8 protein-coding genes and 1 riboswitch are annotated in these 13,693 nt (G+C 45.1%); of the genes, 6 read left to right on the top strand and 2 right to left on the bottom strand.

The features are described from left to right. The first annotated feature begins 15 nt into the window (after positions 1–15). Positions 16–1,488, top strand: a complete 1,473-nt coding sequence (locus MHI15_RS04315) for a carboxylesterase/lipase family protein (RefSeq protein WP_341164148.1) — start codon at positions 16–18, stop codon at positions 1,486–1,488. 23 nt (positions 1,489–1,511) lie between these two features. Beyond that, a complete protein-coding gene (locus MHI15_RS04310; RefSeq protein WP_076192264.1) occupies positions 1,512–1,916 on the top strand; it encodes a VOC family protein in 405 nt (134 codons plus the stop codon). Between the two features lie 48 nt (positions 1,917–1,964). On the opposite strand, the gene MHI15_RS04305 is transcribed toward MHI15_RS04310, so the two are convergent. Further along, positions 1,965–3,467 carry an N-acetylmuramoyl-L-alanine amidase family protein gene (locus MHI15_RS04305; RefSeq protein ID WP_341164509.1) on the bottom strand — a complete coding sequence of 501 codons (1,503 nt, stop codon included), beginning with the start codon at positions 3,465–3,467 and terminating at the stop codon, positions 1,965–1,967. A gap of 206 nt (positions 3,468–3,673) precedes the next feature. Further along, entirely contained in the window at positions 3,674–4,846 is a 1,173-nt protein-coding gene (locus MHI15_RS04300; RefSeq protein ID WP_341164147.1) for a PstS family phosphate ABC transporter substrate-binding protein, read from the bottom strand. 209 nt (positions 4,847–5,055) lie between these two features. Continuing rightward, a riboswitch (FMN riboswitch) is annotated at positions 5,056–5,204 on the top strand. 126 nt (positions 5,205–5,330) lie between these two features. Between MHI15_RS04300 and MHI15_RS04295 the strand changes: the two genes are divergently transcribed. From MHI15_RS04295 to MHI15_RS04280, 4 genes are all read left to right on the top strand, one after another. Then, on the top strand, positions 5,331–6,287 hold the full coding sequence (locus MHI15_RS04295) for a DMT family transporter (protein WP_076104422.1): 957 nt from the start codon (positions 5,331–5,333) through the stop codon (positions 6,285–6,287). Between the two features lie 244 nt (positions 6,288–6,531). Beyond that, positions 6,532–10,053 carry a glycosyl hydrolase 53 family protein gene (locus tag MHI15_RS04290; RefSeq protein WP_341164146.1) on the top strand — a complete coding sequence of 1,174 codons (3,522 nt, stop codon included), beginning with the start codon at positions 6,532–6,534 and terminating at the stop codon, positions 10,051–10,053. Positions 10,054–10,192: 139 nt separating this feature from the next. Further along, positions 10,193–11,938 carry a sensor histidine kinase gene (locus MHI15_RS04285; protein ID WP_340010764.1) on the top strand — a complete coding sequence of 582 codons (1,746 nt, stop codon included), beginning with the start codon at positions 10,193–10,195 and terminating at the stop codon, positions 11,936–11,938. Positions 11,939–11,956: 18 nt separating this feature from the next. Further along, the gene (locus tag MHI15_RS04280; RefSeq protein WP_076127424.1) at positions 11,957–13,597 is read left to right on the top strand and encodes a response regulator; all 1,641 of its coding nucleotides are present in this window, start codon (positions 11,957–11,959) and stop codon (positions 13,595–13,597) included. Positions 13,598–13,693: the final 96 nt, after the last annotated feature.

The following is a 13,693-nucleotide window of genomic DNA, read 5'->3' as shown; positions in this document are numbered from 1 at the left end:
GAAGGGTGAAATGTAATGGGAGGACCAATAGCAGTAACCTCTTACGGTAAGCTTCAAGGAATACAGGAGGGGGACGTGAACATTTGGCGCGGGATCCCTTTTGCAGCCCCACCTGTTGGAGAACTTCGGTTTCGTGCACCACAGCCACCAGAGGCCTGGGATGGGATTAGAGATGCTTCTGAATTTGGTCCAGTTAGTCATCAGCCAGCGGATACGAGAGGTACTCGGTTCGGTGGCAAGACGCCGCTTCATTCCGAGGATTGTCTGTATTTAAATATTTGGGCGCCAGCAGTTCATGATGAGCCCCTGCCTGTTATGTTCTGGATTCACGGGGGGACGTTTGTGACCGGGGCTGGAAGTCAGCCGCAGTTTGACGGCACAAGCTTCGCTGAGCGAGGCAAAGTAATTTTAGTGACCATTAACTATCGGCTGGGTCCATTTGGATTCATGAATTTGTCTCCATTTGGCCATGGGCTTGCTTCTAATCAAGGATTATTGGATCAAATTGCTGCGCTGGAATGGGTAAAACTGAATATTGCTGCTTTTGGCGGGGACCCGCAGCGGGTAACTGTATTCGGAGAGTCAGCAGGGAGTATGAGTATCGCAGCCCTTTTGGCTATGCCAGCAGCGAAGGGGTTGTTCGCTGGCGCGATTATGCAAAGTGGGGCTGCTCAGACGCTGCCTAACGAGCAAGGAAAGTACATTGCAGCTGCACTGCTAGCTGAATTAGGGATTGCCCCAGATGGAGATGCCAGTCTTCTGCAAACATTTTCTTCTGAACAAATTATCGATGCAGCCGCAAGAATGACTAAAAAGTTAACGGGTGGCTCAATTGGCATGTTATTTCAGCCTGTCATTGATGGGGATATACTTCCTGTAGAACCTGCACAGGCTGTGGCAGAAGGATCGGCACATGGTATTCCGCTATTGATCGGAACCAATCGTGATGAGGGCAACTTGTTCTTCAGAGAAGAATCACCTGAGGCAGACTTTGACGAATCACTCAAGGCGCTGGAGCAGATGATGGGTACTGGGAGTCTGAAGGAAATTGCTAACCATTATTCTTCCACCTGGGAGGGACAAGCTGAAATTCTAACGGATCTTTACTTCTGGGCAACCTCGGTGTCTCTGGCGGAAAACCAATTGAATTATGCACCAGTCTGGATGTACCGTTTTGACGGCACGATCCCAGGTCATCCTTTGTTAAATAAAGCTGTGCATAGTGCAGAAATCGTTTATGCCTTTAATAATCTATCTCATCTAACCCATCTTAGGGCAGAAATTAATCCAACGATGCAGAAGTTGGCTGAAGTTATGCATGACGCTTGGATTGCTTTCGCTCATCAAGGAAATCCGGCTACAGCTGCGAGGTTATGGCCGAAATATAATCTGGAGGAACGGGCTACCTTGATCTTTGATGAAGATACGCATGTAGCTTATGATCCTGAGTCAGAGAAACGCAAAAGAATTGTCACTATGCTGGCTTAAGAAGATTGAGAGGCTGAATAAAGATGCAGGTAGAAGGCTTTAACCATGTGACCGTAAATGTCAGTAATTTAGCAAATTCCCTGAATTTCTACACAGGAATTCTGGGCCTTCAGCTAGTTCATAGAGGTAAAACTGATGCTTATCTGGAATGGGGAAGTGCCTGGATATGTCTTCTTGAAAAGCCTGATTATATGGCGATTGCAGATAAAGGGGTTGGGGTAGATCACATCGCTTTTAGTATTGCAGAGGAACATTTTGAGGAAGCCGTCCAAGGATTGCAAACCCAGAATGTGCCCATAATTAGAGGACCAATCAAACGGGGAATAGGCTGGACGGTCAATTTTCTAGATCCAGATGGTATACAGCTAGAGCTGCATACCTCGAATCTGCGGGAACGAATGAGTGTTTGGAACACTGCTACTGAATAAAAGATGGGTGTCCTATCAGCCTAAACGGCTAATGGGACACCCATTTTTTTAACGACCTAAATATTCTTTGATTCCTAAAACTACTGCTTCGGCTATTTTATTTTGGATGTCCGGGGTAAACAGCAATGCTTCATCCTTGGTATTGCTTAAGTAACCACATTCTAATAATATTGCTGGCATTTTGGTTTCTCTTGTTACATGATAGTTAGCTTGACGAACCCCTCGGTCCTGCAGTCCTGTAGCAACTGCGAGGTATTTGTGAACGGTTTGAGCGAATAATAAGCTATCATTGCGTGTGTAATAGGTCTCTGTGCCACTAGGGTTACTTTTACTGCCCGCCGGAATACTATTGGCATGAACAGAGATAAATAGATCGGCTTTTACATTGTTGGCGAGGTTAGATCTGTCCTGTAGAGTTGGGTATGTATCGCCACTGCGCGTGAGTATAACCTCGATATTTGGTTCTTTCTTTAGTAATTCTGCAATTTTCAGTGCTGTCGGTAAGGTGAAATCTTTCTCTTTAAGCTTGTTAACACTTGAACTCCCTGGATCTTTCCCACCATGTCCTGCATCGATGACGATTATCTTCTTGTCTGTGTTGCCGGTAGAAAGTGGAGGAGTTATAACCGGTACTTCTGGTAAGGTGGTTTCAGGAAGCGTAACGCTAGTCCCATTAAGATCCACAATAATAAGTCCATCATTAGCATTTATCAGACTGTAGCTATTAGCGCTGTTTAGATCAATTACGATCCGAATGGTAGATGGGGAACTGCTGAATAATGAATAGCGAACGGCAGAGACATTAGGATAGTCAGTAACCGTTAACTGTCCGCTTTGGTTCTTTCCTACGGACAGATTCTGATGGAACTCGGTTCCAAAGCCAGTATTCGGTAAATCCACGACAATTCGGTCTTTGTCTGTCATAGTGAACACGGTAGGTTTTATACTGCCGTTCACTGCAATAACCAGCTGGTTATCGATGAAGCTTAGATTGGTGACTGTAGCTACTGAGCTATTCCCTTCATTTGCTGTATTCCCGTTTGATCCGTTGTCTGAAGGTGCTGTTGGAGTGGGTTGTGGAACCGTAATTTCCGGATCGCTTCCCCCAATCTCAGGTACTGGAGAGGTTAAATATACGGTTTTGGTTACATTGTCCCAACCGACAGTAGTTCCTGTCTGTTCCCCAACAAATCTTAAAGGAACAAGGGTTGTGCTGCCACTGAGAAACGGAGGATTGTCCAGTTTGACTTGTTTCCCTGAAGCTTCTGCCATCGTATTATCCACGATCAGCTTTAAAGTAGTTCCCTTTTGCTCAATGATCGCCGTCTTGGTCACATTATCCCATTTCACGGTATAACCAAGCTGTTCCGCAACAACACGAAGAGGAACCATTACACTGCCATTTACAATTTGTACCTGTGCTTCTTTTGAAATCTTAAGATCGTTGCCATCTAGGTTGATGTGTGTTTCCGCAGAGCCGGCATAACCAGTTCCTGGATGAACCAGCACCAACAAAAGCAGCAGTAACGCCAAAAAACCAAACTTTTTCATCTGCAATCCCTACCATCCCCGTTTATTGGTCTCTAGCAATTCTTACTTTTTCTTCCTTTGATGCCGTTTAAGGCTCGTATAAAGTATAAACGACAATAGTTTCCAAAAGTTGCGCTCTACAACAGATAAAAAGGAAAATTTTCGGTATAAAATTAGAAAAGAGCCTTCCCAAACATTTGGGATAGCTCTCATTTGCTAAAGAGATTTTATTTTAACGATGTATAACCTGTTTTCTCTACCAATTTCTGACCTTGAGCAGATTGAATCCAATCCAGAAAGGACTGAATATTAGGGTTGTCGCTTCCCGCGGTCACTGCATAAAATTCTGTTGCCAAAGGGTACTGTCCACTACGAATACTTTCCTTGTCTGGTTGGATACCATCGATGGCCAGCAGGGCTATTTCCCCGTTTCGATTCATTTCTGAGGCGTAAAATAAGAAGCTGTAGCCCAGTGCATTTTTATAGTTGCGATAGCTGGAGGTTTGTTGAATGATACCGCTCATAATATCCGCTACGTCTTCTTGAGGCGGCTTCATGAGTGGAGTGTCCTTCATAAACTTTTGCAACATCGTTTGGCTTCCGCTATCTTCAGGTCGTTGAAAAGCACGGATTCGGTTATTAGCTCCGCCTACATCTTTCCAATTTGTGATCTTGCCTGCGTAAATATCTTTAAGTTGAGCGGTGGAAAGTCCGGTTACGTCGTTTCGTTTGTTTACAAAAAATACGAAGGCCTCGCGGCCGATCGGCGTTAGCTTCAGTTCGACACCTTTTCTTTTAGCTTCTTTTTGTTGTGCAATTGACGGAGCCGCTACAAATATAATATCGGTTTCTCCTTCAATTAATCTCTTGTAAGCTTCAGGCGTGCTGCTGCAAATTACTTGACTTGTTTGAAAATCATACGGATTATAATAACCCTCAGGATAAGTAGATTGAACGAAAGCTGAATACAGTGGATAAAGTGCGGTTGCGCCGTCCAATCTTGGGAGATCGCTATCGATATGATAGGAAGAAGGCTCGTCCAGATTCACTGCTTTGGTCTTCTCAGCAAAGGGTTCATACTGTAGCAGATTAACCTCCCGATCATCGACCATGGCAATTCTGTTGACGTACGCTTGCTTGATCTCATATCCTGCGGTCGCGAGCAGACTAAGTCCGAGGATAGATAACAATACAATATTGCTTGTTCTTCGGGACAATACATTAAATATGATGAGTACAACATAGATGGCTAATACGATCGCTAAGATCGCCACAAGTGGGGTATAAAACAGCAGTCCTCCGTAAAGCGCAGTAATTATAGCACCTATGAATCCTAAAAAAGCTATTCCTCCAACGGCAAAAATGGAGAACAATAATTTCGTCCAGAATGCTTCTTTCATAACAACCTCCTCGACATGATTACTAAACTATGGAAAAATCAACATAATTTCATTATACAGAAGTTTTTTGGATGAAGCAGTAGAACAATTACGAACAAACATGTAATAAAATGCTGCGAAACATGAAAGTAATGTGTACATTTTCATAAAGTACTGGACGAATGGCAAGAAGAGGTTTATTCTGAGATTGTGAAAAAAACAACGGAATACAAGATTCTCGGGGTAGGGTGAAATTCCCGACCGGCGGTAATGTTCAAAGCGAACTGAGCCCGCGACTCACTTGTTCTGCTTGCAGAGAAGTGACTGATCTGGTGTAAATCCAGAGCCGACGGTAAAGTCCGGATGGGAGAGGATCATAAGATAAAGACGCTAGGAGTCTATCCTTGTACGTCTTTATTGATAATGCCCCCGAGTTTACCTTTTTGGTAATTCGGGGGTTTTTGGTCTCTTATCGAGGGTTTGTATCGACAAGGAGAAGGAAATTATGAGTAATGTCACAGCTTCATCATCAACTAAGGTTGGCAGTACATCAGCGCTACGCAGTGGATTTTGGCTCGTTGTGATTGGTGCAGCATTATGGGGCGTTGATCCGCTCTTTCGTATCATCCTGTTAAAATCCTTAACCTCCTCGCAAATTGTTCTTCTGGAGCATGTGGTGCTTTTCTTGGCTGCTTCACCTGTTCTTTGGCGTCACCGGGCGGAGCTTAAAGGAATTGGATTTCGCCAGATTGGTGCTTTATTGATTGTTTCATGGGGAGGCTCTGCCGGGGCGACGATCCTATTTACGATGGCACTTTCCAGTGGGGATTTGAATGCGGTGCTGTTACTGCAAAAGCTTCAGCCAATATTCGCTATCGGTCTCGCTGCTTTAATTCTTAAAGAACGTTTGCCAAAAAATTTCGGACCACTCATTGTGTTGGCGCTGGTAGGAACCTATCTGCTGACCTTTGGCTGGAGTATCCCTTTCGGACATGTGAATAACTTTATTGGGGTTAGCAGTCTGATGGCCTTGGGAGCAGCTGCACTGTGGGGGGGATCGACAGTCATGGGACGTTATCTGCTCGGTTCTATGAAATATGAGACAGTGACTTCGCTGCGGTTTATCCTTGCGCTTCCTTTACTTTTCGTTATCACTACGCTAGAAGGTGCCCCGTGGCAGATTCATGGCGGGTTTGGTGCATCGGCAGCTATTGCGGTTAATCTATTGCTGCAAGCTTTGCTGCCAGGACTTCTTAGTATGTTGTTGTATTACAAAGGACTTAGCACGACCAAAGCTTCTTTCGCCACATTGGCTGAACTCAGCTTTCCTATGACGGGAGTAATCATCAACTGGATTGTGTTCCAACAGCTGGTCACTATCCCGCAGATTCTCGGATTTGCCTTGATCTGGGTCGCTTTATTCTTTTTATCTAATCAACAGTCCAAACCACAAACGCTCTGAGCAGATTGAAGTGGAATGGTTCTACCTATATAAAGATGATTCGAAGCCGTATGGCTTTCGGATCATCTTTTTTTGTATGTGATTTTACTCCTTGCTTAGATCAAATCGACTGCAAAAACTGCTGAAATGTTTCTAACGTAACATATAGCAGAGTTAATAAAGCGTTTACAATTAGGGGGTGCACAAAATGACTGTGCTGCTGAGTACATAATCCATGATTAAATTATTTAGGAGGAAGCAGACATTGAAGAAATCATTTGTATTATTTATGATTCTGACCTTTCTTATTTCCCCTTTTACGTTTGGGCAGTCTGCTCAAGCGGCAGGAGATGAGAATATTGCCCTAGGAAAGCCTGCTATATCCGATAGTGAGCTTGCAGGATATGAAGCGGGTAACGCAGTAGATTCCGATGAATGGAACACACATTGGACGGCGAATGACGGGAGCTTTCCTCATTGGCTGGAAGTAGATCTGCAAGGTGCATATGATTTGTCAGGTGCAACCGTCATCTGGAATGCATGGAGTTACATTAATCAATATACGATTGAAGTATCACGTGATCATAAGGTATGGACAACAGTTGTGGACAAAAGTCAGAGCAGCAGTGTAGAGCAAACTCAGTACAATGCTTTTAAGCTGCGGAATGTTTCTTATGTAAGGGTCAACCTGACCGGCATCAACGGCGGAAAATGGGCAGCCATTAATGATCTGAAGGTCTGGGGTGTTCCCGCAGCCAGCGCGCCGCATGAGCCGGCACAGGGTGAAATACAAACTGTATTGCCAGTACGGTTAGACACGGAAATTGGGCAAGCTCCTGAGCTTCCAAATGTTGTAACTGTGGTATATAGCAACTCTGACACGGAGGATGCCCAGGTTGCTTGGGATGTGATCCTGCCAGCAGAGTATTCCCGTCCCGGAACCGTTACAGTAAGCGGTTCTATCTCAGGTACTGTGCAGAAGGCAGTGGCGAAGGTAACAGTAGTAGGTGACAGCAGCACGCCTATTGTTGGATTTGAGAGTATAAATGTCAGCACAATTACGGATGTGCCTGCTTTATTGCCATCAGCGGTAACGGCTATATACGAAGATGGGTCAAGCAAACAGCTGCCTGTAACCTGGGATGACCTTACTGAAGCGGAGTATGCGGTTGAAGGAACTTACAGCGTAATGGGGAAAGTTGCAGTGACAGACCTACAACCCACAGCTGATATTCAGGTTACTCCGCTTGTGCTGCAATCTGGGTTCATAAAAGGTGCGGACATTTCCACACTGGAAGCGATTGAGGATGCCGGTGGAAAGTATTACGACAATGGAGTAGAAAAGGATTTGCTGGATATTCTTAAAAGCCGGGGTGTAAATTACATTCGGCTGCGTTTATGGAATGATCCTCAGGAAGCTGGCGGCTATAATGACCGTGAGCATGTTGTGGAAATGGCGCAGCGTGTCAAAGCCAAAGGCTTTAAGCTGTTGCTTGATTTCCACTACTCTGATTTCTGGGCTGATCCCGGAAAGCAAAACAAGCCGGGAGCATGGGCGGATTACTCCTATGATGAATTGAAGCAAGCGGTATATGACTATACCAAAGATGTTATGGATGAGCTAAAGGAAAAGGGAGCTTCACCCGATATGGTCCAAATCGGAAATGAGATTAATGGGGGCTTGTTATGGCCTGACGGCAAATCCTATGATCAAGAGAATGCTTTTGAGAAGGTTGTTCCGCTTCTGGAGAGCGGAGTGAAGGGAGTTAGAGACAGCGAGGGTGCAGGTCAGGATATCAAAATTATGATCCATCTTGCTGAAGGTGGCAAAAATGATATGTTTCGTTGGTTCTTTGACGAATTAACGAAGCGGAATCTTGATTATGATGTGATCGGCGCGTCCTTTTATCCGTATTGGAGCGGAACGATGGATAGCCTGCAGTTTAACTTGGACGATATCTCTAAACGATATGGTAAAGAAGTGATTGTGACGGAAACCGCGTATCCTTACACGCTGGAGGACGGCGACAATTTTGAGAATAACATCGCCCGCCAAGATCAGCTAGACGGCAGTGGCTTCCCAGCTACGGTTGCAGGTCAAATGGCTGAGGTCAAAACAGTAATGAATGTATTGTCCAAAGTACCCGATGGTAAAGGAACAGGCTTGTTCTATTGGGAACCAGCTTGGATTCCAGTGCAAGGTGTAGGCTGGAAGGTAGGCGAAGGAAATGCTTGGGAGAATCAGGCAATGTTCGATTTTGCAGGGAATGCACTCTCTTCATTAAATGTCTTCAAAACCCCGGTGGCCGGTGAGGGGGGCGAAGAGGAACCCGGAACGGGAGGGAATCCTGGCACTGGTGGGGAACCCGGAACGGGAGGGAATCCTGGCACTGGCGAGGAACCCGGAACGGGAGGGAATCCCGGCACTGGCGAGGAACCCGGAACGGGAGGAAATCCTGGCACTGGTGAAGAACCCGGAACGGGAGGAAATCCCGGCACTGGTGAGGAACCCGGAACGGGAGGGAATCCCGGCACTGGTGAGGAACCCGGAACAGGGGTTAATCCTGATCCTATCATCACCGTCAGAGATTCAAGCGTTGTAAATTCAGCAAATAAAGCAGTGGTCGAACATACAACGGCAGGACAACTTCAGGTGAAGGCACAAGCAGGAATTTCCGGCATAGCTGATATCACGCTAAGTATAGAGGATATCAATAAGGCGTTGTCGACGCTTCCGGCGGATGGAAAACTGGTTATTTCTGTTCTGCCATCGACGGGAGAGCTTAAGGGAGCAGTCGTTCATCTTCCGTTGAGTTCTATACTAGAGCAGGGCAAACATCCTCAAATAGTAATTGTATATGGGACGGCCTCTGTTACGGTTTCTACGGAAGCTAGTGCAGGAATTATAAAGACGGGAGCTAAGGAACTAACGCTCTCACTGGTTCAGGTAGATACGCCAACTTTGCCTTCACCATTGGCAACTGGAGCAAAAGACTACCCGGCCTATAACATCCATGTGTCAGTAGACGGGACTTCTATCGATGTTTTCAAAAAAGGAGCAATATCGGTAGCCTTCCACTACAAGCTGAAGCTCGGGGAGCAGAGCCAGCGGATTGCTGTTTATTCGATACTTGCTGATGGAAAACTCGAAGTTATCAAAGCTGTGCGGTACAACCCAACCGCGGAACAGATTGTGTTTAATCCAAGTCATTTCAGCATTTATGCTGCGGGGTACGCAGAGGTGGGGTACACAGATTTAAAAGCAGCAGATTGGGCCACGTTAGCGATTGAATCCTTGACGGCTAAAGGGATCGTGCAAGGAATAGGAAACGGGATCTTTAATCCGCAAGGGGAGGTTACACGTGCTGAATTTGTCAGCATGCTGCTGCCCGCGCTGGAGCTAAATGCAGAAAGAGGGACAGGCAGTTTTAAAGATGTGAACCTTGATGCGTGGTATAGCTCTGCTGTGAATACTGCTGGGAGATTGGGTGTTGTACAAGGACATGCGGATGGCACTTTTGGCCCGAATGATAAATTGTCCCGTGAAGAAATGGCAGCTATTTCATACCGTGCACTTAAGTTGGCGGAGAAAGTGAACGGTCAGAAAGATGTGAACGTTATTTCTTTTAAAGATAAAGACCTGATCTCGTTGTATGCCAGTGAAGGGATAACAGCGCTTGCGCAGGCTGGGATTATCAATGGATTCGAAGATGGCAATTTCCGCCCGCAAGCCCATACAACACGCGCTGAAGCGGCTTACATCATACTCAATCTTTTGCAGCAATAATAGGCAGACAGGCAATAACTGTGCTCGAAAAGGCAGTTAGGGCCTGTCTTTACCACATTTTTTAGATATTTATCTTTTCGCAAGTAGGGATTGTTTGTACAATAGGGGCTATGACATTTGAGCCGGAGAATGAAGGAACGTGTATAGATATAATTTATTTACCAAAATCGTGAGTATCATGGTCATTATGCTGATCCCGATAACCATCCTTTACTTCTATTCCAATAAAACGACCACGGATGTGCTGCGTACGGAGTTAAATACTTCGAATAATAATCAGCTTAGTTTTTTTCAGAATCAGGTAGAAAGTAATATGGAGTTATTGTCCTCGTGGCCGATTCTGCTGATCCATGATCCTGATATCCTCAGCCTTAAGGATACTTATCTGGAAAAAGGGCGTTTGAATCTGGATACGATAAACCTGATCAAACGGATTCAGACCAAAATCAGCATTCAAGAAAGCTCCTCCAATTGGAAGAGTAAGCTATATTTATACTCCCCGTCCATTCATCGTATGGTGTCTGAAAATGATGCGAAGTTATACGAAGATGAGGATCTGAAGCGGGAAGTGAAGTCGGGCTGGCATGTGGATAAGATTGAAGGGCAGGAGGGTGACCGCTTCGTATTCTCATGGTTTTCTTTTACACCTTTTATGTCAGAATTCGCTCCGGAAAAAGTCAAAACGGTTATGAAGGTAGAGTTCGACAGCCGGAACATAGAGGATATGCTGGATAAATTCAAAAGTGATGGCAGAAGAGATCCTTTTTATTATAAGCAGGGAACAGGACTTATTTTTAACCGCAGTGCCGACAAGGTGTTAGCTAAAGAATTGGTAGACAGGCTGGAAGAGACCCAGCTGAAGCCTAGTGAGAATCGCACGGTCAAAATAGAAGGTGAATCCTACAGTGTAAATATCGTCTATTCGGACAAAATGGGCTGGTATTTGATCGACTATATGCCGCTGACTGAAATCCTACATCCGATCCTGACCTCTAATCGTTTATTTTATTTTGCGATCAGTGCTTTGTTGTTAATGAGCTGTCTCGTAGCCTATCTATTATATGTTCAAGTGCAGGTGCCTATAAGGTTATTGGTTGGAGGCTTTCAACGGTTGAAGCAAGGGGATTATTCTGCGCGAGTGGAGATTAAAGGGAAGAATGAATTCAGCTTCCTGTCCGGCCGGTTTAACAGTATGGTAGAACAGATTCAGATGCTGATCGAGAATGTGCTGATGGAGAAAATCCATGTTCGCGAAGCCCGCTTAAAGCAGCTTCAATCACAGATAAATCCACATTTTTTCTATAATTGCTTCTCCTTTATTACAAGTATGGCGAAGCTCGATAATATGGGGGCAGTCGTTGGGATGTCGCATAATTTGTCCCGATATTACAGATACACCACTCGTCAGGAACGTGATTTGGTTGCGCTGTCTGAAGAGGTGGAATTTGTGAATCATTATCTGGAGATCCAGAAGATGAGGATGAGCAGACTTCGTTATGAGATCAATATCCCACCGCAAATGCGCAAAAGAGAGCTTCCGCCGCTCGTGCTGCAGCCTTTGGTGGAGAATGCGGTTATACATGGAATTGAGCCCGTCGCCAAAGAGGGACTGGTGCGGATTACGGGTTCCTGTGCAGGCAGAGAAATGACGCTTACGGTTGAAGATGATGGTCAGGGCATGACGCCAGAGGAAATTATAGAACTGGAAAATAAACTAAGCAGGGCGATGGATGAAGAAATGGGCTGCGGTTTATGGAATGTGCATCAGAGAATGCGGCTGCGTTTTGGGGAGACGTCTGGCTTGCGCATCTCGCCTTCTCCGCTTGGAGGATTACAGGTGACACTGCAGTGGTTGCTGCCCTACACAGACAATGAAATGGAATGACATCTAGGAGGGGAAAGAATGATAGAGCTGTTGTTAGTTGATGATGAGCCCTATGTTACGGAAAGTTTAGCCCGTACTATTCCATGGGCTGAAATCGGGGTAAAGCAGGTGCATCAAGCGGCATCGGGTGCTGAAGCTCTGCAAATTATGGAACAGCAGGCTATAGATATTATGGTTACGGATATTTCAATGCCAGGAATGACTGGCCTGCAATTAATTGAAGCCGTGAGCGAGAAATGGCCAAATATTCGGTCCATTTTATTGACAGGTTATTCCGATTTTCAATATGCGAAAAAAGCTATTCAACTGCAGGCATTTGATTATATTTTGAAGCCGGTAAGTGATGATGAGTTTATCAAAAGCGTATCCAGTGCGATTGAATCTTTGAAAGACGAATGGGAAGCTCATGATAGATATCATTTGCTGCTGTATAATCGCAAAGCCGATTACAGTGTTTTGCGGGCTAATCTGATGCACGAATTGCTTCTCGGCAGGGTGCTGTCTGAGCGGACACTAGCCATTAAGCTGAAGGAATATGAAATCTCCTTCCAGCCGGATGCTGAAGCGGCGATGCTGCTGATTCAGCTGGGTAAACATTATGCCGCAATGGATCATCATTCGGTCTCTCTCATGGAATATGCGATCGGCAACATTGCCGAGGAGCTTTTTAAGGAACAGTTCCATGTCTGGTTCTGCAAAGCGCCGCATGATTGCTTGATTCTGCTTGTTGAATTAAAGCCGGCTGTACAGCAGGAATTGGAGCAAATGGCTAACTATGAAGCTGCAAGGCAGCAAATCCTAAAAGCGGTGATCGCGAATTTCCGAATTAGTGTAAGCAATTACCTCAAGGGTGAGATTTCACTGATTGTAACGGAGTGGTTCACCTTTCCGGAGGGGATGACGGCTGCCTATAGAAGCGGTCTTAGCTCGATGTATTTGGCAGCACATGATGAATCCAGCTCCGTGCTGTTTTTGGATGACCGCCAGCATCAGGAGACGATCAGCATCAAATCGCTCGAATGTCTTTATCGTCCACCTACACTCATTCATCTGCTGGAATCCAAACAATGGGATACAGCAAGGCAAAAAATTGCTGACGTGTTCCGGGATATGGAGAATGCACGGTTTTCCAGTGAACATCTGTACGAGGTCTTTCTATCGATAACGAATGCATTTATGTATATAGCGCATAAGAGTGGTCAGTTCATCTCGAAGATCGACCAATACGCTTTAGATCCGTTGTTGACGCAGAGTATTATTGTTTCTTTTGATAAGCTTAAAGATTGGGCGTTTGATATGCTCGATAAGCTTCAGAAGGAGCTATCCGAAAGCGATCAGAATACGAAAAGTTATATTATCAAGCAGGTGCATGAGCTGGTAGGAAACCATTCGGGGCATGAGCTGTCCGTCAAAACCATTGCCGATCATGTATATTTGCATCCAGTCTACTTGTCCAAGATTTATAAAGCTGAGACTGGGGAAGGACTTGGGGACTATATTATTCGGATGCGGATGGAACGGGCACTTTATCTGCTTAAAAATACGAATAAAAAAATCTATGAAATTACCTCTGAGCTTGGATATCAGAATCCGCAATATTTCAGTAAGATGTTCAAAAAACACTACAATATGACACCAAATGAATTCCGGGACGGATAGAGGTTGAGAAAGGTGCAGAAAACTTGTTTAAATGACGTATTCGGGCTCAGCGTCGTTCCCTATAATTAAAATGTAACCAACACTTATGGAATCCAA

Origin of the sequence: Paenibacillus sp. FSL H7-0918 (genome assembly GCF_038007025.1) — a bacterium.
In the GTDB taxonomy this organism is placed as follows: domain Bacteria; phylum Bacillota; class Bacilli; order Paenibacillales; family Paenibacillaceae; genus Paenibacillus_AQ; species Paenibacillus_AQ odorifer.
Note: the sequence above shows the minus strand (reverse complement) of the source record. Positions and strands in the feature narration are given on the sequence as shown.

Coding starts and splice junctions, on each gene's coding strand:
- MHI15_RS04300 (WP_341164147.1), bottom strand. CDS start 4,846: ATGAAAGAAGCATTCTGGACGAAATTATTGTTCTCCATTTTTGCCGTT.
- MHI15_RS04295 (WP_076104422.1), top strand. CDS start 5,331: ATGAGTAATGTCACAGCTTCATCATCAACTAAGGTTGGCAGTACATCA.
- MHI15_RS04315 (WP_341164148.1), top strand. CDS start 16: ATGGGAGGACCAATAGCAGTAACCTCTTACGGTAAGCTTCAAGGAATA.
- MHI15_RS04280 (WP_076127424.1), top strand. CDS start 11,957: ATGATAGAGCTGTTGTTAGTTGATGATGAGCCCTATGTTACGGAAAGT.
- MHI15_RS04305 (WP_341164509.1), bottom strand. CDS start 3,467: ATGAAAAAGTTTGGTTTTTTGGCGTTACTGCTGCTTTTGTTGGTGCTG.
- MHI15_RS04310 (WP_076192264.1), top strand. CDS start 1,512: ATGCAGGTAGAAGGCTTTAACCATGTGACCGTAAATGTCAGTAATTTA.